General features: G+C 70.2%; 19 protein-coding genes and 2 tRNA genes. 7 read left to right on the top strand and 14 right to left on the bottom strand.

Annotated elements, in window-relative coordinates; translation table 11 throughout:
* The 8 genes from ACFDTH_RS11930 to ACFDTH_RS11895 form a co-directional block, all read right to left on the bottom strand.
* Positions 1–745, bottom strand: a 745-nt coding sequence (locus tag ACFDTH_RS11930; protein ID WP_375287746.1) for an oxygenase MpaB family protein, incomplete at its 3' end; no start/stop codon positions are given.
* Complete coding sequence (locus tag ACFDTH_RS11925; protein WP_375287745.1) at positions 746–1,174, bottom strand: CBS domain-containing protein; 429 nt, start codon at positions 1,172–1,174, stop codon at positions 746–748. It lies immediately after the preceding gene.
* A 44-nt stretch (positions 1,175–1,218) separates the two neighbouring features.
* Positions 1,219–3,615, bottom strand: a complete 2,397-nt coding sequence (locus ACFDTH_RS11920; protein ID WP_375287744.1) for a protein kinase — start codon at positions 3,613–3,615, stop codon at positions 1,219–1,221.
* A complete protein-coding gene (locus ACFDTH_RS11915; protein ID WP_375287743.1) occupies positions 3,612–4,169 on the bottom strand; it encodes an ECF-type sigma factor in 558 nt (185 codons plus the stop codon). The genes ACFDTH_RS11920 and ACFDTH_RS11915 overlap by 4 nt, the downstream gene beginning before the upstream one ends.
* Positions 4,170–4,266: 97 nt before the next feature.
* Positions 4,267–7,620, bottom strand: a complete 3,354-nt coding sequence (locus ACFDTH_RS11910) for an amidohydrolase family protein (protein ID WP_375287742.1) — start codon at positions 7,618–7,620, stop codon at positions 4,267–4,269.
* A 206-nt stretch (positions 7,621–7,826) separates the two neighbouring features.
* Positions 7,827–10,691 (bottom strand): beta strand repeat-containing protein, encoded by a 2,865-nt coding sequence (locus ACFDTH_RS11905; protein ID WP_375287741.1) that lies wholly within the window; start codon positions 10,689–10,691, stop codon positions 7,827–7,829.
* A gap of 168 nt (positions 10,692–10,859) precedes the next feature.
* Positions 10,860–10,946: transfer RNA gene (locus tag ACFDTH_RS11900), tRNA-Leu, on the bottom strand.
* A 93-nt stretch (positions 10,947–11,039) separates the two neighbouring features.
* Positions 11,040–11,750, bottom strand: a complete 711-nt coding sequence (locus tag ACFDTH_RS11895; RefSeq protein ID WP_375287740.1) for a zinc-ribbon domain-containing protein — start codon at positions 11,748–11,750, stop codon at positions 11,040–11,042.
* A gap of 135 nt (positions 11,751–11,885) precedes the next feature.
* Here ACFDTH_RS11895 and ftsE point away from each other — a divergent pair, with 135 nt between their 5' ends.
* From ftsE to ACFDTH_RS11875, 4 genes are read left to right on the top strand one after another with little or no spacing between them, the layout of a single operon-like run.
* Entirely contained in the window at positions 11,886–12,590 is a 705-nt protein-coding gene (ftsE, locus tag ACFDTH_RS11890) for a cell division ATP-binding protein FtsE (RefSeq protein WP_375287739.1), read from the top strand.
* On the top strand, positions 12,587–13,447 hold the full coding sequence (locus ACFDTH_RS11885; protein ID WP_375287738.1) for a cell division protein FtsX: 861 nt from the start codon (positions 12,587–12,589) through the stop codon (positions 13,445–13,447). The genes ftsE and ACFDTH_RS11885 overlap by 4 nt, the downstream gene beginning before the upstream one ends.
* On the top strand, positions 13,444–13,977 hold the full coding sequence (locus ACFDTH_RS11880; RefSeq protein WP_375287737.1) for a YdcF family protein: 534 nt from the start codon (positions 13,444–13,446) through the stop codon (positions 13,975–13,977). Before ACFDTH_RS11885 ends, ACFDTH_RS11880 begins: the two co-directional genes overlap by 4 nt.
* Positions 13,974–14,717 carry a lysophospholipid acyltransferase family protein gene (locus tag ACFDTH_RS11875; RefSeq protein WP_375287736.1) on the top strand — a complete coding sequence of 248 codons (744 nt, stop codon included), beginning with the start codon at positions 13,974–13,976 and terminating at the stop codon, positions 14,715–14,717. The genes ACFDTH_RS11880 and ACFDTH_RS11875 overlap by 4 nt, the downstream gene beginning before the upstream one ends.
* Here the strand turns inward: ACFDTH_RS11875 and ACFDTH_RS11870 are convergent.
* Positions 14,654–15,820, bottom strand: a complete 1,167-nt coding sequence (locus tag ACFDTH_RS11870) for a phosphatidylserine/phosphatidylglycerophosphate/cardiolipin synthase family protein (protein WP_375287735.1) — start codon at positions 15,818–15,820, stop codon at positions 14,654–14,656. The two genes, ACFDTH_RS11875 and ACFDTH_RS11870, sit on opposite strands and share 64 nt — an antisense overlap.
* Positions 15,821–16,022: 202 nt before the next feature.
* Between ACFDTH_RS11870 and rpoZ the strand changes: the two genes are divergently transcribed.
* Entirely contained in the window at positions 16,023–16,367 is a 345-nt protein-coding gene (rpoZ, locus tag ACFDTH_RS11865; RefSeq protein WP_375287734.1) for a DNA-directed RNA polymerase subunit omega, read from the top strand.
* 89 nt (positions 16,368–16,456) lie between these two features.
* Here the strand turns inward: rpoZ and ACFDTH_RS11860 are convergent, their stop codons facing one another.
* From ACFDTH_RS11860 to ACFDTH_RS11845, 4 genes are all read right to left on the bottom strand, one after another.
* On the bottom strand, positions 16,457–17,632 hold the full coding sequence (locus ACFDTH_RS11860) for a hypothetical protein (protein ID WP_375287733.1): 1,176 nt from the start codon (positions 17,630–17,632) through the stop codon (positions 16,457–16,459).
* Entirely contained in the window at positions 17,629–17,937 is a 309-nt protein-coding gene (locus ACFDTH_RS11855; RefSeq protein ID WP_375287732.1) for a PadR family transcriptional regulator, read from the bottom strand. Before ACFDTH_RS11855 ends, ACFDTH_RS11860 begins: the two co-directional genes overlap by 4 nt.
* A 245-nt stretch (positions 17,938–18,182) precedes the next feature.
* Positions 18,183–18,866, bottom strand: coding sequence for an RlmE family RNA methyltransferase (locus ACFDTH_RS11850; RefSeq protein WP_375287731.1), 684 nt, complete (start codon positions 18,864–18,866; stop codon positions 18,183–18,185).
* 9 nt (positions 18,867–18,875) lie between these two features.
* Entirely contained in the window at positions 18,876–19,877 is a 1,002-nt protein-coding gene (locus ACFDTH_RS11845; RefSeq protein WP_375287747.1) for a Ppx/GppA phosphatase family protein, read from the bottom strand.
* A 149-nt stretch (positions 19,878–20,026) separates the two neighbouring features.
* Between ACFDTH_RS11845 and ACFDTH_RS11840 the strand changes: the two genes are divergently transcribed.
* Positions 20,027–20,100: transfer RNA gene (locus ACFDTH_RS11840), tRNA-Gln, on the top strand.
* An 82-nt stretch (positions 20,101–20,182) separates the two neighbouring features.
* Positions 20,183–20,569, top strand: a complete 387-nt coding sequence (locus tag ACFDTH_RS11835) for a hypothetical protein (protein WP_375287730.1) — start codon at positions 20,183–20,185, stop codon at positions 20,567–20,569.
* On the opposite strand, the gene ACFDTH_RS11830 is transcribed toward ACFDTH_RS11835, so the two are convergent.
* Positions 20,566–22,044 carry a lipopolysaccharide biosynthesis protein gene (locus tag ACFDTH_RS11830; RefSeq protein ID WP_375287729.1) on the bottom strand — a complete coding sequence of 493 codons (1,479 nt, stop codon included), beginning with the start codon at positions 22,042–22,044 and terminating at the stop codon, positions 20,566–20,568. The two genes, ACFDTH_RS11835 and ACFDTH_RS11830, sit on opposite strands and share 4 nt — an antisense overlap.
* Between the last annotated feature and the right edge of the window lie 93 nt (positions 22,045–22,137).

Genomic DNA, 22,137 nt, shown 5'->3' with positions numbered 1-22,137 from the left:
CCACCGCGCGGCCGTGCATCGCCTGCGCCCAGCCGGGCAGCAGATCGTGCCCCGCCGCGAACACCATTGCCATCGCTTGGCGGGTCATCGCATCGCCATCACGCGCGGTAAGCGCCGCCGCCACTTCGCGAGTGCGATGGTCGAAGCGCAATTCGGGCCGGATCGCGCGATAATAGTCCGCGATCTCGGCGCGCGAGACCGGCACGTCCGCGGCGCCCAGCCGCCGCGCAACTAACGCATATTGCGCCAGATAGGCGTCCTGCACCGCGCCAGGCAGTTCCGGGTCCTTGTAGCGCAGATGCGCGCGCAGGAAGCTGTCCACCTCCGCCACGTGCACCCAGGTAAGCAGGCGGGGATCGTTCGCGCTGTACGCCGTCCCGTCGGGCAGCACGCCCTGCACCCGGTCGTGCACCGTGCGGATGCGCGCGATCGCCGCCTCCGCCGCCGCGGTGGAGCCGAAGGTGGTGGTGGAGATGAAATGCGCGGTGCGTTTTAGTCGCCCCTGCCGGTCGCGCCGGAAGTCGCTGTGCTGCCACACCCCGGCCAGCGCCGCCGGATGAAGCATCTGGAGCAGCAGCGCGGAAACGCCGCCGATCATCATCGCGGTGAAATCGCCATGGATCCGCCAGGCGGGCGATCCCGGGCCGAACAGCCCATCGTCCCCCGGCGGGCGCGTCAGATCGACCTCGCCGGAGCCGACCAGCCGGCGGATGCGCCCGCGGATGCTGCCCCTCAGGTCGGTCACTCAGGCCTGCTGGATATAGTCGCGCATCGCCGCCGCCTCGGCTTCGATCCGCTCGATCCGGTATTTCACCAGATCGCCGATCGAGACGATGCCGATCACGCGGTCGCCCTCGATCACCGGCAGGTGACGCAACCGACGCCGCGTCATCAGCGAGAGCGCAGCCAGCACCGCATCCTCGATCCCCACCGTCACCGCCGGCGCGGTCATCACCTCGCTGACGGGGCGCGACAGGGCCGCCGCGTCCCCGTCCCTGAGCAACGCCACCAGGTCGCGCTCGGAGAAAACCCCCAGCACCGCGCCGCCTCCGATCACCGGGACCGCGCCGATGCGTCGCTCGGCGAGCAGCGCCACCACCTCCGCCACAGGCTGTTCGGGGGCAACGCTCACCACTTCGCTGCCTTTGGTGTGCAGGATCGCCGCGATTGTCATGGGGCCTCTCCTTCTCGGCCGACTCCACGGCCTCAACGAACAGGCTAGGCGATCGTCTCCATCGTCGCCACCGGTTCGCTGCGCGCGCAGCGCGCCTGGTTGGCGGCCAGCCGGGTGCGATAGGTGGCGACGAACCCCATCGCCCCGCCCTTCCGGTCGAGATCGGCGAGCGCTCGGTTGGCGGCGCGCGTCGCCTCGCAGGCGAGCGCCCGGTCGCGCGCGCGGATCGCGATATTGGCGAGGATGAGCTGCGCGGTGGTCAGCTGGTTGCCGGCGGAGTCGCTCGACTGGCGCTTCGCCTGCGCGGTGTGGAACGCGACCACATCCTTCTGCAGCGCGACCGCCTCGTTGTGCCGTCCCCGCTCGCTCAGCGACTGCGCCTCGGCCGCCCGGATCTTGACGGCGAGCAGCAGCACTGTCCGGTCGCGCGGTTCCAGCTGCGCCAGCCGGTCGCTCGCCGCCCGCGCGGCGGCCAGGAAGCGCAGCGCCTGCGCATCGTCGGCGCCCTCGGCCGAGCCATAGCCGATATAGGCATTGAACGCGCGGAAGTAGAGCAGCAGCGGATCGCCCGGCCGCGCCCGCTCCAGCGCGGCGAAGCGCGCATCGGCGGCGCGAGTCCGGCGGATCGATTCGGCCAGCGCGTCGGTGAAATAGCCGGCGATCCCGCGATAATGGTCGGCGACGGCACGGTCGAACTCGGCAGCAAAGCCCTTGCGTGCTTCCGCCGGCCAGTCGCCGATCTCGCGCTCCAGCCGGTCGGCGAGTCGGCCGATCCCCGGCACGTCCTGATCCAGCACCGCCATGTCGAGCTGCGATCGGCGCACCTCGCTGCGCGCGCGCAGCCAGCGGGTGCCGCGTTCCGACGCCGCCACGTCCGACAGCACTCGCTCGGCACGCGCCAGTGCGGCATTCGCCCGCTTCGTGTCATGCGCGCCATGCGCCTCCAGCATCGCCATGCGCGCAAGCGCCAGCGCCAGATCGGGCGCGACCTGCGCGCGCGGCAGTGGCGAGCCCTCCAGCAGCCGCATCGCCCGTGCGAGATTGGCGCGCGCGGGTTCATATTGTCCCAGGTTGGGCTCGCTCGGCACACCCTGAATGGTGGCAAGCGCGATGAAGCCCCGCGCCGCCTCCAGCCCGAGCGCCGGCGTCGTGGCGGAGGATCCGGCCAGCGCGCCCAGGTAGCGCTGCGCGCGCGCCGCCAGCCGCTCGCGCGCGTCGATCGTGCCCACCACCCGGCTGAGCCGGCCGTTCAGGTCGAACAGCATGAAACCGGCGAGGCTGCGCAGCTCGGCAAAGCGCGCCGCCTCCGCCTCCCGCGCCGTCTCCGCCCGCCGGTAGGCGGCGAGCGTCAGCGCCAAGGCGGCGACCAGCGCCAGCAGCGCAGCGGCACCGGCGAATACGGGCAGGCGGTGGCGGCGCAGGAACCGGCCGAGGTGATAGCCGGCGCCGCCGCCCATCGCCGCGACCGGGCGCCCATCCACCATCCGCGCGACATCCTCGGCCAGCGCCTCTACGGTTGGATAGCGCGCCTGCGGATCGGCCGCGGTCGCCCGCGCGACGATCGCGCGCAACTCGCTATCCGCGCCCGGCACCAATGCGTCGAGCAGCCGCCCCAGCGAGAACACGTCCGCCGCGGTGGTCACCGGCCCCGCCACCATCCGCTCGGGCGCGGCATAGCCCGGCGTCAGGCTGAGGCTGACGATCGAAGCGCGCTCGGGCGGGGTGCCCCGCGTCGACAGCGCGTCCGCCACCACGTCCGCCGGCCGGGCGATCCCGAAGTCGATCAGCTTGACGCCCCAGCGCCCCGTGTCGCCGGTGACCAGCACGTTGGAGGGGGTGAGGTCGCGGTGGACCACCAGGTTGCGGTGCGCGAAGGCGACCGCGTCGCAGATCAGCGCGAACACCGCCAGCCGCTCGGCGCGCGACGGCGCTTCTTCCTCCGCCCAGCGCAGCAGCGGCCGGCCTTCGACGAATTCCATGACGATGAAGGGCGATCCGCTCTCGGTCTCGCCGCCGTCGTGCAGCTGCGCGATGCCGGGATGGTGCAGCCGGGCGAGGATCGCGCGCTCGCGCCCGAACCGCTCGATCAGCGCCGGGGAGAGCAGCCCCGATCGGATCACCTTGATCGCGACGACATGGCTGAAGTCGCCCGTATCGCGCTCGCCGCGATACACGGCGCCCATGCCGCCGCGGCCGATCAGGTCGGTGATCCGATAGGCGCCGATCCGTGCCGGCACCGGCTCCTCCTCGGCATGGTCGAGCGCCGCGCCGGTGGACAGCGCCGCCAGCCGCCCAGCTTCGCGCATCGCCTCCAGCCGCGCCGCAAGCGCCGGATCGCCGTCTGTCTCGCGCGCCAGCCACGCATCGCGCTCCGCTTCCGGAACGTCGAGCATCGCCTCGTAGAGCTGGATCGCGCGGCGTTCGAACGCCGGATCGCTCATGCGTCGATCGGGTTTAGGAGCGCGTCGGTCAGCCACGCGCGCGCGACGCTCCACCGCCGCTTCACCGTCGTCTCCGACCAGCCCGTCGCCACCGCGACGTCGGGCACGGACATGCCCCCGAAATACCGCATCTCGATCAGCTCCACGAGGGCATTGTCGATCGCCCCCAGCCGTATCAGCGCGGAATCGAGCGCTTTCAGGTCAAAGCGCTGCTCGCCTTCGACACGCGTGGTCAGCTCGACGCGGACGTGGCGGCGCTTGGCAGCATCCTTGCGCCGCGCCCGGTCGACCAGCAGGTTGCGCATGATCCGGCTGGCGAGCGCGATCAGGTGCGCTCGATCGTTCACGTCGGCATTGTTGGCGGTGATGATCTGGAGCACCGCGTCGTTGATCAGGTCCCCGGTCGAGAGCGACGTGTCGCGCTCCCCGGCGAGCCGCGCGGCGGCGATCCGCTCCAGCGCGGGATGGATCTGCGCGATCAGCCGGTCGCGCGCGCCCGCCTCGCCATCGCGCCAGGCGAGGATCAGCGTCTGCGTACCGGGCCCCTCGTGCATGCCGCGCCTCCCGGACGGGGCTTATCCCACCGGATGTCGCGTGGCGCAACTTGGGACGCGAGGGTGTGCCGGGCCGACACACCTCCCGCGCCCCCCTTCAGTCCGCGCCGTGGGTCGTCGTCACTGTGCTCGCCGCCGTTGCGCCGCTTCTCCAGAAGTACGGCTGGCGCTGCGCGGTGCCGGTCACCTCCTCGTTCATGGTCATCGCATCGTACAGCCGCCCGCCCAGCATCACCTTCGACACGCGCTCGGAGTTGCGGATGTTCTCGCTCGGGTCGGCGTCGAGCACCACCAGGTCGGCGAGCTTGCCCACTTCAAGGCTGCCGATGTCCTTCGCCATGCCCAGCGACTTGGCCGGCACGATCGTGCCCGCGCGCAGCGCCTCCACCGGGGTCATGCCGCCGCGCACGAAGCTCCACATCTCCCAATGCGGGCCGATGCCCGCCTGCTGGCCGTGCGCTCCGATCGAGACGAGCGTGCCCTTGTCCGCCAGCTTCTTGGCCTCGCGCGCGCTCGCCGCATCGACGAAATCCTCCTCGGGCGCCTTGACCCGGCGGATGTTGGCCGCGGCAAGCTGGTCGGCGGGAATGTGCGCCTTGAGGATCGGCTGCTCCCACACGTTGGTCGCCTGCCTCCAATACGGATCGCCGGCGAGCCCGCCATAGGTCACCACCAGAGTGGGGGTGTAGTTGGTCTGCGTCTGCGGGAAGAATTGCACCACGTCGTCGTAGAAGCGGTCGAGCGGGATGTTGTGCTCCAGCGTCGAATTGCCGTCCGCGGCGATGGTCATGTCCATGCCGAACAGCGACCCGCCCTCGGCCACCACCTGCATGTTCTCGGCCCGCGCGGCGGCGACCACCTGCTGGCGCTGCTCGCGCTGCGGCTGGTTGTAGTTCTTGATCGAACGCCCGCCCTCGGCCTTGATCCGCCGGACGTGCGCGAGCGCATCGTCATAGCTGTTGATCTCCGCATAGACGTCGGGCGCCTTGGCGCCATAGACCACCTCCGCGGTAGAGAAGATGCGCGGGGCGAGCAGCTGGCCCGCGCGCTGGCGCTCGGCCGCGACGAAGATCTCGCTCGCGCGCGCCGAGGGATCGTGGATCGTGGTGGTGCCCAGCGCCAGGTTGACGATCGTCGACCAATTCTGCTGCGGCACCAGCTCGTCCTCACCCTGCGGCCCGTGCGCATGCGCGTCGACCAGCCCGGGAATGATCGTCTTGCCGGCGAGGTCCACCGTCTTCGCGCCGGCAGGCACCTGCACCGTGGCGCGCGGGCCGACCGCGACGATCCGGTCGCCGCGGATCACGATCACGCCATCGTCGATCGCGCCGGCGTCATTGCCGGCCATGGTCAGGATGCGTGCGCCGGTGAGTACGACCGTGCCGGTCGGCTTGTCGGCTGCCACTTCAATCGCCAGCGACACGCCGGTGCGCGGCGCCACGAACTTGGGTGCATTCTCCGGCTGCGGCGCATCGGGGAAGAAGGCGCTACGGCTGGCGGTATAGACCGTCGGCCCCAGGCTCCAGTGCAGCCGCTCGCCGTCGTTGGACCAGCCGAGATAGTTGGCGCCATTCGCGCTCACCTGCGTGACGGGCAGCGACTTGGCGTCCTCGGCCACCTCCACCGCCTGCCCGCCGGGCATCAGCGGCATCACGAACGCCTCGTAATTCTGCCGGAACGCCACCGTGCGCCCGTCGGGCGAGACGACATAGTCGGTCACCATCTCGCCCTTGGCATGGATGCGCTTCGCCCCACCGGAGAGGTCGGTGGAGATCAGCGCGCGCTTGTCATCCTCCTCGCCGATCGTGAATAGCCGCGCGTCATCAGCGCCGAACTGCGGCTCGCGCGCGTCGCGCAGCACCAGCACCGGCGCGCCGCCCGCGGCGGGCACGCGGTACACGCCCGGCGTCGCGGTGAAGGCGGCGGTGGTCAGCCCCTCGCTCTGCCGGCTCTCGAACACGACCGTGCGGCCGTCGGGCGAGAAGCGGGGCTTGGCATAATGGCCCGCCATCGTCGTGACCGTGCGTGGCCGTCCGCCCGCGGCGCCGACCACCTTCACCTGCCCCGCGCCTGCGTCGGTCCAGCCGACATAGACCACCGACCTGCCGTCGCGCGACCAGCTCGGGAACAGTTCCAGCTCGTCCCCTGAGGTCAGCCGCTTCGCCGCGCCGCCCGCCATCGGCTTGACCCAGAGGTGCCCGAGCGTCTCGAACACCACCCGGCCGCCGTCGGGCGACACCGCGGCCCAGCGCGGCATTCGCGTCTCGAACCGGTCGGGCGAGACCGCGATCTCGGGATGCGGCGCGGGCAGCACGCCGCGCGTGTCCTGCACCCGGAACGGGATCACCGCGTCGTTCGCGCCATCGGCGTCGACGCGGCGAATCTTGCCGCCCGCCCAGAACACGATCGTCTTGGAATCGGGCGTCCATGCCATGTTGGGATAGACGCCGGTCACCGCCCAGGTCTCCTGCACGTCCTGGTCGAGCGCGTCGTAGATCTTGCGCTCGGCGCCGGTGGCAAGGTCCTTGACGTACAGCTTCGATTTCGCCCGCTCGCGCCGCACGAAGGCGATGCGCTTGCCGTCGGGCGAGGGCGTCGGCCGCACCGAACCGCCCAGGCCTGTCACCGCGGTGGTCACCTCGCCGGTGGCAAGCTCGTAGCGCTCGATGTCGAACAGCCCCGTGTTCGAATCCTGCGCATATTCGAAGATCGGTCCCGGCGTGACATTACGGGTGTAGAAGATCGACTTGCCGTCCGCGGCATAGACCGGCTCGCCCAGCTCCTTCTGGAGCTTCTCGCTGGCGCGCTTGACCAATTGCACGCCGCCGCCGCCTGCGACCGAATAGAGCCATACCTCGCCCGTGCCGAGCGAGCGTCCGGTGGTGAAATGCTTCTTGGCGGCGATGAACCGCCCGTCCGGCGACCAGCTCGGCTGGTTGAGCAGGCGGAAGTCTTCCTTGGTCACCTGGCGCTTGTCGGTGCCGTCCAGGTTCATGATCCAGATGTTGTCGCCGCCGCCGCGATCGGAGGTGAAGGCGATCCGCCGCCCGTCGGGCGAGAAGCGCGGCTGCACCTCCCACGCCAGCCCCTCGGCGATCCGCCGCGGCGTGCCGCCGGTGATCGGCATGGTATAGATGTCGCCGAGCAGCGCGAAGGCGAGGGTGCCGCCGTCGGGCGAGACGTCGAGATCGATCCAGCTGCCCTCGTCGACGTTGATCGGCACCTGGCGGACGGGCGTGCCAGGCGGGGCGTTGACGTCCCACTTGGGCGGCTTGGCGTTCGCGGCGGTCGGCGGAGCGCTGGCGGCGGTCTGTTGCGGCGGCGCGGTGGTGGTCTCGGTCGGGCGGGTCGCCTGGTCCTCGGGCGCCTCGGTCTGCTCGACGGGCGGTTGCGGCTGGGGCTGTGGCGCCGCCTGGGCGAGCAGGAGCAGCGTGGCGAGGGTGAGATGCATGGTAACCCCTTTTGATCGTTGGGCGGGGGTTTAGCCCTGCGTTTCCCGGCATCGCAATCCTCTGCTCTGGACAATCCTCCGGGCAAGCCTCCCGCGCGCCGACGCGCGAAGCGCCGGCACGATGCGGGTCGCGTTCCCGAAGGAACGGACCCGCACGGTGCCGGCGCCTCTTCGCCCTATGTGGGCCGCTGTCCGCTACGTTCGGATCAGAGATTGAAGTCCGCGGCCACTGGCAGCTCGCCGTCCACCCGGATCGCGAAGTCCGCGCCCAGGTCGGCGTCGAGGTTGCCGAGGATGTAGGTGGCGCCGCTGATGTTGACGTAGCGGATCTGCCCCGCCGCGGAGAAGGCGGCGTCGCCGATGTAGGAGAAGGCCTGGTTGCCGTTGGCACCGGTGTTCGCATCGATCGCGGACAGGTTGATCTTGTCCACGCCCGAGTCGAAGTCGGTGATCCGGTCGGCATAGGCGATCACCGCGGCATAGTTCGGCAGGCCGCCCACGTCGCTCGCGCCGAAGATGAACGTGTCGGCACCGCCGCCGCCCGTCATCGTGTCGCCGCCGGTGCCGCCGGTGATCTGGTCACTGGCGTCGCCGCCGTCGATCGTGTCGGCGCCGGCATTGCCGAACAGTTTGTCCGCGCCCGCGCCGCCCGCGATCGAATCGCGGCCTTCGCCGCCGCGCAGCGTGTCGGCCAGGCCGCCGCCGGTGATGCTGTCGTCGTTCTTGGTGCCGGTCACGTCGAACGTCTCGGTGCCCGTGAAGTCCACGCGCGCCGCGCCGTTGACGTAATAATAGCCGCGGAAGCCGCCATTGTCGTTGTCGACGGACATGGAGGTGGAGATCCGATCCTCGGTCTCCAGCCACGAATAGTCGACGATCACCTTGTCCTTGTTGCCCGATCCGCCGGCGAAGTCGTCGTCACCGCCGAAGGTGCTGAACGTGTCGTTCCCGCCGTTGCCGGCGACCACGTCGTCGTACAGCTCCTTGAGCGTGATGAACTTGTCGGCGCCGCTGCCGCCGCGCACGTCGGCCAGATATTCGATGCCGCTGATCGACGAGCCCTTGAGCGAGAGCGCATTGGTGTTCAGGTTCAGCGTGATCGCGGCGGTGGCGCCGGACATGTCCTTGCCCAGCCCGTCGACGCCTTCGCCGCCGAATGCCTTGTCGTTGCCGCTTCCCAGGTAGAGCGTGTCATCGCCGGCTCCCCCATTCAAGATGTCGTTGCCGGTCTGGCCGTAGAAGACATCGCGATAACCGGTGCCGGTCAGCGTGAACGCCTCGACGCTGGTATAGTCCACCCGCGCCTCGCCGTTGATGTAGAGGTAGCCGCGCCAGCCGCCGTTGGTATCCGCGACCTGGTAGTTGTTGGTCACGCCGGCGAACAGGTCCAGCGCGGACCAGTCCACCACCAGCCGGTCGTTGCCGAGCCCGGCATCGTAATCGTCGTCACCGCGGAAGGAGGTGAAGGTGTCGTCGCCGCCGCCCATGGTCACCGAATCGTTGGCGAGCTCGGCGGTGGAGACGAGCGCGTCGTCGCCGCTGCCGGTCACGAACTCGTAGAAATACTCGAAGTTCGTGATGCTGCCGCCGATCCCGTCGACCGTGTTGGTGCCGAGGTTGACGGTGATCGCCTGCGCCGCGTTGATGAAGTTGCGGCCGATGCCGTCGATCCCTGCGCCGCCGTTGAGGGTGTCGGTGCCGCCGCCCGTGCTCAGCAGGTCCGCCCCCGCGCCGGCCACCACCGTGTCATCGCCGTCACCGGTGATGATCCGGTCATTGAAGGCAGTACCGGTGATGGAGAAATCCTCCACCGAGGTGAAGTCGGCGCGGGTGTTGCCGTCGACATAGTAATAGCCGCGCCAGCCGCCGTTGCTGTCCACCGAGAAGCTCATCTCGATGCCCTTGCTCACCAGCGCGCCCGAGAAGTCGACGATCATCCGGTCGCTGCCCAGCCCGCCGTTGAACGTGTCATAGCCCTCGAAGAAGGTGACGGTGTCGTTGCCGCCGCCCCCGTTCACCAGGTCGTCCGCGCGCATGGTGGTGCTGACGAAGGTGTCCGCGAAGTTGCTGCCGGTGATCGAGACGAAATATTCGAAATTGGCGATCGTGCCATAGGCGCTCGACTGCTCGCTGGTGCCCAGGTTGACGGTGACGCCGGCGGTTGCCGCGGAGAAGTCGCGGCCGAGGCCGTCGATGCCCGCACCGCCGTCGAGCACGTCCGTTCCCGCGCCCGAGCGGATGTCGTCGTTGCCCCCATTGCCGGACAGCGTGTCGTTGCCGCTGCCCGCATCGATCCGGTCGTTGTTCTTGGTCCCGAGGATTTCGAAGTTCTCGGTCGAGGCGAAGTCGGCACGCTGGGTGCTGGTGAGATAATAATAGCCGCGGAAGCCGCCGGCGCCGTCCGTCGCGAACGACATCTGGATGCCCTGGCCGCCGGTCCACCAGCTCATGTCCGCCTTCAGCGTGTCGTTGCCGGTTCCTCCGGTGAAGCTGTCGGAGCCGACGCGGAACTCCGCCCGGTCGTTGCCGTCGCCCCCCTGCACGCTGTCGTTGCCGCGCAGCTGCGAGCTGATGAACGTGTCGTTCTTGGAGGTGCCGACGACGTTGTAAAAATATTCGAAGCCCCTGATCGTGCCCTGGGAGGCGGTGATCGCATTCGTCGTCAGGTTCACCGTAACGCCGGTGTTCAGTGCGCTGAAGCTCTTGTTGAACCCGTCAATTCCTGCGCCGCCGTCCAGCGTGTCGCGGCCCGCGCCGGCGGAGATGCGGTCGTTCCCCCCCATGCCCTTGATCACGTCGTTGCCGTTCCCGGTCGCGATCTCGTCCGCGAAGTTGGTCGCGGTGATGTTGAACCGCTCGATGCTGACGAAATCGTTACGCGTGGTGCTGTCGAGGTAGAAATAGCCGCGATAGCCGCCTGTCGTGTCGGTGGTCAGGTAGCTGGTGAGGCCATAGCCCTGCTCAAACCAGGACCAGTCGAGGATCAGAACGTCGTTGTTGGTGTTGGCAAGGTGCGGCAGCGAGATCGCCAGATCATCCTGCGCGCCGGCTTTGCGGTGAACGGTAGCCATGTCGATTCCCCTCTCAAGGCAGCTTCAAGTGCTGACGTCATGGATAGCGTAATATCATGACAAAGGGGGTCATCGGATTGGACGAAAGCGACGGGAAAGCGACGAACCCGTGTCGCGGCGGTCGACCTCCGGCCCCGCTGGGGGGTGAATATTCAGACTATGACTATCTGGTGCGGTCGAGAAGACTCGAACTTCCACGTCCTTTCGGACACAACGACCTCAACGTTGCGCGTCTACCAGTTCCGCCACGACCGCACGTGATAGTCCGCCCGGCTTTCGCCCGACGGCTGGCAGGCGGCGGGCCCTAGCTTAGCCTTGGCCGCGGCGCAAGGCGAAAGCGTCGCCAGTTCAGGCGCCGTCCTCGCCCGCGAAGCTCAGCTCCAGCCGCTTCGAATTGGCCGGCACGTCCAGCTTCGCCGAGTTGAAGTCGATCGCGCTCTTGGGGGCAAGGGTGCGCTGCTGCGGCGTGATCGTCCAGGAGAAGACGATCCGGCCGGAGGCGTCGCGCAGGTCGGCGCGGATGTCGGGGACGCGCTGGGCGCTCGACGAGGGGTTGAGCACCTTGCCGCTGACGGCGAACAGCTCGCTGCCATTGGCAAGGTCGCGCCGCTCGATCGGATTGTCGACCAGGCGCAGCGGCGTCTCGGCCGAGCCGATCGGGAAGCCCAACCGGTTGAGCAGCCCCGGCGCGCTCGACCAGAGGATGATCAGCACGCCCAAAGTCATCAGCACGCCGGCGGCGATCGCCGCGGCGGTCCAGCGCCTAGCCGGGTTGCGCCGGCGGGGGCGGGTCGGAGCGGCCGGTGCATCACCCGGCGGTACGGTGAAGGGCACGGCGGCGGGAGCGGTGGTGCCCTCCGGCGCATCCTCGACCGTCGGGCCGGCGACGGGCTGTTCCAGTGTCGGCGGTGGCGCCGCGACCGGCGCCTCGGCTTCGAGCCGCGGCTCCTGGAACCAGCTGTGTCGGCAGCTGGCGCAGCGCACGGTGCGCCCGGTGGCGCCGATCGCGCTATCTGGGACCAGGTAACGGCTGGAACATTTCGGGCATTCGAGGATCATTGGCGGATACGCTTCACATCGCGGCACGCCCCCCGCGCCACACGCGACCTAAGCACGCGGGTGCTGCTGCGGCAAGCTGCACGCGGCGGGACGCTTGATGGCGGGGCGCCACCCGTGCCATGGATTCGATCGGCCATGGCGAGCATTGTGCAGTTCGAGAATGTGGGCCTGCGCTATGGCGAGGGGCCGGAAACGCTGGTCGACCTCAGCTTTTCGCTCGCCAAGGGCGGTTTCTATTTCCTCACCGGGGCGAGCGGCGCGGGCAAGACCTCGCTGCTCAAGCTGCTCTACCTCGCGCAGAGGCCCAGCCGCGGGGTGATCCGCCTGTTCGGCGAGGACCTGGTGACGATGCCGCGCGCGCGGCTCCCCGGCTTCCGCCGGCGGATCGGCGTGGTGTTCCAGGATTTCCGCCTCGTCCCGCACCTGTCGATCTGGGACAATATCGCGCTGCCGATGCGCATCGCCGGCGTGCCCGAGGCCGACATCCAGGAGCCGGTGCGCGAGATGCTGTCCTGGGTCGGGCTGGGCGGGCGCGGCACCTCGCGCCCCGCGACGCTGTCGGGCGGCGAGCAGCAGCGCGTCGCCATCGCGCGCGCGGTGATCGGCCGGCCCGAGCTCCTCGTCGCGGACGAGCCGACCGGCAACGTCGATCCGGCGATGGCCGACCGATTGCTCCACCTGTTCGACTCGCTCAACACTTTGGGCACCACCGTGGTGGTGGCGACGCACGACCTCCACCTGCTCAGCCGTGTGCCCGGCGCGACGTTGATGCGGCTGGACGGCGGCCGGATCGCCGATCCGACGGGCGTGCTGCGCCACCCCGTGGAGGCTGGCGCATGAGCGGCAAGGCCACCGGCGCGGTGCTCGACCAGGCGGTCGGCGTCGGCGCGATGACCTGGGTGATCGCGGTGATGCTGTTCCTGACCGTGCTCGCCGCCGCGGCCGGCATGGGGACGCGCAGCGCGGTGCGCGCGCTCGACCGCCAGCTCGCCGGCCGCATGACGGTGCAGCTCGGCGCCGGTACCGCGGCGGACCCGCTGCTCGCCCGTCTCTCGGCCGACCGCGACGTCGCGCGCGCGGTGCGGGTGCCCGAGGCGGAGCTCGCGCGGCTGCTGGCACCATGGCTGGGCGAGGACGGCGCCGACCCGGACCTGCCGCTGCCGGTGCTGGTCGACATCGACCTCGCCGATCCCGCCGCCGCCACCGCGGACCGGGTGGCGGCGCTGGTGCGCGCGGTCGTGCCCGACGCCAGGGTCGACCGCCAAGCGGCATGGATGTCGCCGGTCGCCCGGCTGCTCGCGACCTTGAGCTGGCTTGCCGCCGGGCTGGTCGCGATGATGGTCGCCGCCACCGCATTGGTGGTGCTGCTCGCCGCGCGCGCGGGCCTCCATGCGCATCGCGGCACAATCGACGTGCTCCACATGCTGGGCTCCACCGACGTCCAGGTCGCACGCCTGTTCCAGCGTCGCATCGCGCGCGACGCGCTCGCCGGCGGCCTGGGCGGCGCGGTCGCGGCGCTGGTGGTGATCGTGGTGCTCGGCTGGCAGGCGGCGGACCTCGGCTCGGAGCTGGTGTCGGGCATTTCCCTTGGCGCGACCGGCTGGATCATCCTCGCCTTGCTGCCGCTCGGCTTCGTCGCGCTGGCGGCGGTGGCGGCGCGGCTGGCGGTGCTCGCGGCGCTGAGGCGCGCCTTGTGATCGTCCGCCTGCTCGCCCTGGTCGCGCTCGCCTGGGCGCTGGGTTTCGCCGCCTTCATGCTGCTGCTCGCTCAGCCGGCCGAGGGGGTGCGCACCGATGCGGTGGTGGTGCCGACCGGCGGGGCGGGGCGGATCGAGCGGGGGCTGGTGCTGCTGGAGCGCCGACAGGCCCGCCGCGTGCTGATCACCGGCGTCGCGCCCGGCGTGCGCAAGGTCGATCTGGTGGAGGAATATGGCCGTGCCCCGCTGATCGGCTGCTGTGTCGACCTCGGACCCGAGGCGGTGGATACCCGCTCCAACGCCGAGGAGACCGCCGACTGGGTGCGCGCGCATCGCTTCCGTTCGGTGCGCCTCGTCACCTCGGACTGGCACATGGCGCGCGCGCGGATGGAGCTGGGCGCGGCGCTCGACACCGAGGTGCGGATCGTGCGCGATGGCGTGCCGAGCGAGCAGCGCCTGGGCCTGCTGATCAACGAATATAACAAGCTGCTGCTGCGGCGCGTCGCGCTGTGGCTGGGGATCGGGCGATGATCCGCACCCTGCTGTTCCGCGCGATCTTCTACGCTTTGTCTGTCCCCATCGTGCTGGCGGTGCCGGTGGTGGCGCTGCTCGGCCGGCCGGCGATGATCGGCTGGGCGCATGTCTGGGCGCGGCTGCACCGCTGGGCGGCGCGCACGATCCTGCGGGTCGAGACGCGGGTGGAGGGCGCGATCCCGCCCGGCCAGCTGCTGTTCGCCGCCAAGCACCAGGCGATGTACGAGACGGTGGAGCTCCAGCTGATCCTCGGCGGCCCCGCGATGGTGCTCAAGCGCGAGCTGATGCGCATCCCGCTGTGGGGCTGGGCGACCGTGGTCTACGGCTCGATCGTGGTCGATCGCGACGCCTCGGCGAAGGCGCTGCGCAAGCTGGTCAGCGACGCGCAGGCGGCCAAGGCGAGCGGTCGGTCGGTGATCGTCTATCCGGAAGGCACGCGGGTGGAGCCGGGCGAGGCGCCGCCGCTCCGCTCGGGCTTCGCGGGCCTCTACAAGGCGCTCGACCTGCCGGTGGTGCCGATCGCGCTCGATTCGGGGCGGCTGCTGCCCAAGACCGGGTGGAAGCGCCCGGGCATCGTCACCATGCGCATCGGTGACCCCGTCCCCCCCGGCCTGCCACGGCGCGAGGCCGAGCGCCGGGTGTGGGCGGCGATCAACGCGCTGGAGCCCGCGGCTCAGCGCGGCCCCAGCGCCAGCCCGCGCGACACCGTGGGATCGACCACCGCGACCAGCAGATAGGCGCCGAACTGGATCACCCGGTGCCACCAGCGGGTCTCGGCGCGGTACAGTTCCGGCGTGATCTCCCGCGAGCGCGCGATCTCGCCCTCGACATAGGTCCGCACATGGTCAGCGAAGGCGGCATCCTCGATCCGCAGCATCAGCTCGAGGTTGATGAACAAGGAGCGCATGTCGAAATTGGCGCTGCCGACATGCACCGCATCGTCGATCGCATAGAGCTTGGTGTGCAGCTTGGTCGGCTGATATTCGAAGACGCGCACCCCCTTCCTGAGCAGCCCGGCATAGGTGAAGCGCGCCGCGGCGATGGTGGCATTGTTGTCGGACTTGGCGGCGGTGACGATCCGGGCGGTGGCCCCGCGCAGCCCCGCCTTGTCGAGCCGGCGCAACATGGTGGGGCTGGGGGTGAAATAGCCCGCGACGATGTCGATCCGTTTCGCATGCCGCATGTCGGCGCGCACGCCGCGCGCCCAGGGGGAAAGCCGCCGCGTCGGCCCGCCGATCAGCCAGCGTACCGCACCCTCGTGCTCGCTCCACTCGGCGAGCGCACGGTTGAGGTCGCGCAGGCGCGGCGAGTCGGACGTCACCCAGGCGTGGAGCGCATCGAAATAGCCCGCGATCCGCGACGCGGTGGGCCCGCGCGCGATCAGCCCCAGGTCCCGCCACGCCTGTTCGGCCGGCGTGCCGAAATAATCGTCCTCGATGTTGAACCCGCCGATGATGATCCGCGCATCGTCGCTGCCGGCATCGGCGAGCGCGAGCTTCTGGTGGTTGCGCAGCAGGTAGCGGCGGCCGAAGCGTGGGATGAAGCGGCACACGTCCACCCCCGCCGCCTCCAGCGGCGCGAAGAAGGCGGGCGGCTCGGCGCTGCCGAACCCGTCGACGATCAGCGCCACCGAGACGCCGCGTCGGGCGGCGCGGGCGAGCGCGTCATTGACCCGCCGGCCCGTCTCGTCATCGGCATAGATATAATAGAGTATCCGCAGCGAGGTGTGCGCCGTATCGATCAGGTCGAGCAGCGCCTCCAGCCGGCGCGGCCCGGTGTCGAGCAGCTGGAGCCGGTTGCCTGCGACGGTGAAGCTCGGCTGCAGCGGCGGCTGGTCCATGCGCGGGCGTGTGGCGGCGGGGGCGTGCGCGTGCAAGCCGGCGCGCGGAAGAGCGGGGCCCATCAACCATGGATCGTCGCCCCGGATCAAGTCCGGGGTGAAGTGAAATGGACTTCAAGTCGACTGGATGGCAGCTTTCCTTGACTTTTCGCCGACCCCCCCTTAGGTCGCGCACCCTTCACCGACAGTTAGAAAGAGCCTCATGGCGCGCGTCACCGTCGAGGATTGCGTCGACAAGATCCCGAACCGCTTCGATCTCGTGCTGCTGGCCGCCCAGCGCGCGCGCCAGATCTCGGGCGGCGCCGAGCTGACGCTCGACCGCGACCGCGACAAGAACCCGGTGGTCGCGCTGCGCGAGATCGCCGAGGAGACGGTGCGCCCGGGCGACATGCACGAGGCGGTGGTGCAGAGCCTCCAGAAGGTCCAGGTCGAGGACGACGACGAGGCCGATGCGGTCGGCTCGCTCGCGGCTTCGGCGGAAGCGCTGCGTCTGACGGCGGCCGCCCCGCCGCGCAACCAGAACCTGGGCGCCGACTACGACGGCTGACGCCGGGGTCGATCGCGGGACACGAAAAGGGCCGCAGCGGCGACGCTGCGGCCCTTTTCGTTTGTGCCGGACGGCCGCAAACGCGCGGTTCAGGCTGGCCTGAGCGAAAGCGGCACGTCGGACGGCATCCCGTCCGCATCGGCGCGGCGGCCAGCTGCAGCCCCGGTCCGGACCCCCGCCGCTTCCGGCAGCTCCAGCAGGCTCAGCAGATAGCCGAGGATCGCGCTGCCGCCATAGCCGACGACCGGTGTCGGATAATTGTCCAGCGCGGCGGCCAGGATGGCGGAAAGCCATAGCGCGCTGAACATCGCATAGGTCGCCCGATCGGCCGGGTCGCGCCCGCCAGCCATGATCGCCGGCAGCAGCAGCAGGGCCGAACCTGCCAGCACCGCCACCCCGGCGAGGGCATGGACGTCGAACGACGAATACAGGATCTGGTCGACATAGGGCACCGCCGGCAGCGTGTCGGCCCGCGCCAGCGTCGTCATGAGGCCGATCGCACTTGCGCCCAATGCGATCGCGACGTGCCGGTCGGGGCGCTGGGCCAGGAGCACCGCCAGCCCGGCGACCAGCATCGCCGCCATCGCCCGGTCGGGCTGGATCGCCAGCGCTGCGGCGGCGGCGATGATGGCGGCGGTCACCAGCATGTGCCGCCGCCGGGCGAACGCCAGCAGCATCGCCGGCAGCAAGACCAGGCTCGGCTGGACGGAAAGTCCACCGCCCAGCGTTACCCAGCGCGCCGCGCCCTCCACCGTGGCGCCGAACATCGCGGTGGCGAGCAGCGCCCCGGCGGCCGCCACGATCATTCCAACCTGCCAGCCTTCGCCCGAGCGCCGGCCGGTACCGAGCAGCGCGAGCAGCGTCACCCCGGTCGCCAGTGCTCCGGCGTTGATCACGAGATAGCGGACCGGCGCGCCCGCCATCGCCAGATAGACAAGGCCGAGCACGACCGCGCCGACCGCGCAGGCGATGCCTAGCGCGCGCGGGCGCCGGGCGATGTCTTGAACCCTCATGTCGTTGGAACCTCCCGGATGAAATGGGTCGCGGCGCGATGGCGCGAGGATCTGGGCGAGGTGCGATGCCGTCGCGTGCGGCAGCAGGCCGGCGAGGCTTCTCAGCGCGAACCGCAATGCCTCGCCATCGTCGCGGATCGCGTCGATCTCGAAGCGGATCGCCCAACCCCACGGTTTCGACGATCGCGGCAGAGCCCTTTGCAGCGCGCGACCGGCGAGGGCGGCGATGCCGCGCCGCAGCCCGAGGCTCATACCGCCACCACGCTGCGCGGGGAGGCGATCGCCGGAGCATCGACGGGGTTGGCCTGGGCAAGCTGCACGCCGCTCGCGGTCAGGCGATACGCATGCCGCGGCGGCCGCCCCCCTTCGGACGCGGCCTGCCATTCCGCCTGGAGATGCCCCTGCGATTCGAGGCGGATCAGCAGCGGATAAAGCGTGCCGGACTTCACATCGGCCGATCGCGCGAGCTCATAGCCGTGCGACCAGCGGTCCCGCGCGTCGAGCAGAGCGGCAAGGACCCTTCGGGCGTGGAGGGAGAGCGCGCGTGACCGAACCATGGCGACTAAGTCTACCTAGGTCGATTTAGAGTCAAGCTCCATTAGAGCCGGAGCCCACGCATAGCGGGTCGGATCGCGCGGACCGCCGGAGGCCCATGCGCGCATCGCCGCCCGCCGCCCGGCTTTCCTACAGCCTTGCCCCTATGGTACACAGGCGTGGCGATCCATCCGCGCCCGCTGTTTGAACTCGCTGTTTTGACGATCCCGCGCCCCCGGCGAAACACGCCGAGGGTGTCAGCTTCGTGTCAACTTCCGCCCTCGGCGTCGCCGTCCGCGCGTCCCTTGAAGCCCTGCGCCACCACGAACCATTCCACCGATCCCTTGCGGCTCGCCGGCGGCTTGGCGTGCTTCACGGTTGCGAAGCCGCGCTTCAGCTCGGCGACGAAGGCCGAATCGGCGCCGCCCGCGAACACCTTGCAGACGAAGGCGCCGCCGGGCCGCAGCACCTCGGTGGCGAACAAATGCGCGGCCTCGGCCAGCGCCATGGTGCGCAAGGCGTCGGTCTGCGGGTGGCCCACCGTGTTGGCGGCCATGTCGGAGAGGACGAGGTCGGCGGGGCCGCCCAAAGCCTCCTTGAGGAGGTCGGGCGCGGCATCGGCCATGAAGTCGGTCTGGAACAAAGTGACGCCGTCGATCGGATCGACCGGCAAGAGGTCGATCCCCACCACCTGCGCGGCGGGCACCAGCTTGCGCACCACCTGGCTCCACCCGCCCGGCGCGGCGCCGAGATCGACCACGCGGCGCACGCCCTTCAGGAAGGCGAAGCGCTCGTCCAGCTCGGTCAATTTGTAGGCGGCGCGGCTGCGATACCCCTCCGCCTTGGCGCGGCGGACATAGGGGTCGTTGAGCTGGCGTTCGAGCCAGCGGGTCGATTGCGCGGAGCGGCTGCGCGCGGTGCGGACGCGCTGGCGCCCCTGGGTCGGCTTCATGATGGGTCCTTAGGAGCCGCTCGCCATCAGGCGGCGGAGGATGCCTTCGCGGATGCCGCGGTCGGCGATGCCCAGCCGCTCGGCGGGCCACAGGTCGAGGATCGATTCGAGGATCGCGCAGCCCGCCACCACCAGGTCGGCGCGCTCGCGGCCGATGCAGGGAAGGGCGGCACGCTCGCTCAGCGTCTTGCCGGCGAGGTCGGCGGAGATCTGGCGCATCGCCGCGGCGGGCGCGATCAGGCCGTCGACGGCCGAGCGGTCGTAATGATGCAGGCCGAGATGGACGCTGGCGAGCGTAGTGACGGTGCCCGAGGTGCCGAGCAGCCGCGGCTCGGCCACGTTCTGCGGCAGCCGCGCCGCAAAGGGTGCGAAGCTCGCCGCGACCAGCCGGCGCATCTCGGCATAGGGCGCGAGGCCGGCGCTCGGGCCCCCGGTCGATTCGGTCAGCGACACCACCCCCCACGGCGCCGAATGCCAGTCGAGCACCACCGGGATGGTCGGCGTCGTGTCCACCAGCACCAGCTCGGTCGAGCCGCCGCCGATGTCGAACACCAGGGCGGGCCCCTCGCCCGGCTCGATCAGCACGTGGCAGCCGAGCACCGCGAGCCGCGCCTCCTCCTCCGCCGAGATGACGTCGAGGTGGATGCCGGTCTCCTCGCGCGCCCGGGCGATGAAGGCCGCGCCGTTGGTCGCGCGCCGGCACGCCTCGGTCGCCACCGAGCGCGCAAGCGTGACCGGACGGCGGCGGAGCTTGTCCGCGCAGACCTTTAGGGCCGCGAGGGTCCGTTCGATCGCCGCGTCGGAAAGCTTGCCGGTGGTCGCGAGCCCCTCACCCAGCCGCACGATCCGCGAAAAGGCGTCGACCACCGCAAAGCCCTCGCCCTGCGGGCGCGCGATCAGCAGCCGGCAATTGTTGGTGCCGAGATCAAGCGCGGCATAATGCCGCGCGCCTCCCTGCGGCCGGGGGGCGGGGTGCGCCGAACGATCGCCCAACGGCGACCGGGACGGCATCTGGGTAAAGCTTCCCATGCCGTGCTCACTAATCCATTGCCATCCGCCTGGCGGATGGAACCTTGGCCGCCAAGCTAGCGACTGCCCCGCCCGGCCGCAACCGGCGCGATTGACACCCGCGGCCCAGCCGCGTAGGGGCGCCCGCCTGTTGCCCGATCGTCTAACGGCAAGACTACGGACTCTGACTCCGTCAATCGTGGTTCGAATCCACGTCGGGCATCCACTCTCCCAGATTGCGCCGATGTCGAGCGTTTAGCCGGAATTTGGCAAGACGTGGTCAACCCGCGCGCGCGACGGTGCCGCGCATGAGCCCCGCTTTCGAGATCGTCGCCGACCCCCAGCGCAACCTGCTGTGCATGGCCCTGTCCGGCTTCTTCCAGCCCGAGGACGTCGCACGCTTCGCGGAGCGAAAGCGCGCCGCGCATGCCGAGCTGCGCTGTTCGCCCAACACGCACGTCACGCTGGTCGACGTAAGCGCCTGCAAGATCCAGACGCAGATGGTGGTCGGCGCCTTTGCGGCGCTGATCGCCGATCCGCGTTATCGTGCACGGCGCACCGCCTTCGTCACCGGCAGCTCGCTGGCGACGATGCAGGTGCGGCGGCTGATCAACGGCGCCGCGGACATGCGCCTGTATGCCGATCCGGTGCTGGCCGAGGCGTGGCTGCTGGCGTCGCGGGTGAAGGCCGCCTAGCCGGCCACCGGCCGGCGCACCAGCGCGACCAGTTCGCGGACCCGGTCGCGGGCGACCAGCGCCAGCGCGACAGGATAGCTGAGCGCGCCTGCCAGCACCAGGACGGCGAGCCGTACCGGCACGGCGAGGGGCGGCAGCGCGGCATCGAGCGCGAGCACGACGGCCGCCATCCCGGCAGCGGCAAGCGCGACTGGAGCGATCGCGCGGGCAACCTCGCGCCCGCGCGCACCGATCACCGGCAGCGAGCGGCGGCAACTCGCCAGCAGATAGATCGGATAGGCGAGGATCCAGGCAACCGCCAGGCCCTGCGCGCCCCAGTGCACCCCGAACAGGAACCCGGCGGTCAGCACCGCCGCGCCGACCGCCCCGTTGCGCACGCCGATGTCGGGCCGGCCCAGCGCATCGCACACCGGGGAGAAGAGCACCTGCAAGGTCATCATCGGCATGGCGAGCGCGAGCAGGCGCACCACCGGCGCCGCTTCCGCCCATTTCGGCCCGAGCACGGTCAGCACCAGCGGCTCGGCGGTGGCGGCAAGGCCGAGGTAGAAGGGCAGGGCTGCAGCGAAGATCACCCGTACCGACTTGACGAAGGCCGCGGCGGCGGCGCCCGGCACGTCCTGGATGCGCGCATAGGCGGAGAAGGCAACCTCGTTGAGCGGCGGCACCACCTTGCTGACGAAAATCTGGGTGAGGAACACCGCGGTGGTGTAGAGTCCCAGGTCGTGCGCATCGAGATGTCGCCCGGCGATCAGCACGTCGGCCTGGCTCTGCCCGAACCAGAACAACTGGCCCGCCGCCATCAGCCCGCCATAGCGCGCAAGCGCACCGGCGCCGCGAAAGTCGAAGCTCGGCCAGACGAACGTACGGGCGACGGCCGTGAGCCCGGCGCCGCGCACCGCGAACAGCACGATGGGTGCCGCGACCAAGGTCCACACCCCCCAGCCGGCCAGCGCCCCGCCCAGCGCGGTCGAGGCGCTCGCCAGCGAGGCCAGGATATTGACCTTGGCCTGCGCGCGGAACTCCATCGCGCGGGCGAGCAGCGCCGAGGGCAGCGCGATGAACGGTGTGGTCGCGTAGATCAGCGCCTGCACGGTCAACAGCTGCGCAACCTGCGACTGGCGGTAGTAAGCCGCGGCGAGTGGGGCGAGCGCCAGCTGGACAAGCGCGAGCGCGGCGTTGACCAGGATCAGCATGCCGAACAGCTGGCGGATTTCTCGATCCGTCACCTCCGGGCGCTGCACCAGCCCGCTCGCCAGGCCGTAGCCGTTGAGCATGTTTAGGAACACGAGCACCACCTGCGCCATCGCGAACAGGCCGTAATCCGCGGGGCTGAGGATGCGGATCACCAGGAAGGTCGCCGCCCATTGCAGCAATTGCGCGGCGATCTGGCTGCCCGAACGCCAGATAACGGCGCTGCGCACCGACTGGGCGAACGAGTCGGGGGTGTGATTCGGCGGCGGCGGGGCTTCGCTCATCGAGTCGCGGCTATCCTGGCCGGCCTTCATGCCGGGTTAAACCCGCGCATTTCGGCCAATTCCGTCTTTGGCTGCCACAAAACTGCAAAAAGG

It is taken from the genome of Sphingomonas sp., assembly GCF_042096255.1.
In the GTDB taxonomy this organism is placed as follows: domain Bacteria; phylum Pseudomonadota; class Alphaproteobacteria; order Sphingomonadales; family Sphingomonadaceae; genus Sphingomonas.
The sequence above is the reverse complement of the archived record's forward strand: the minus strand, read 5'-3'. Positions and strand labels throughout refer to the sequence as shown.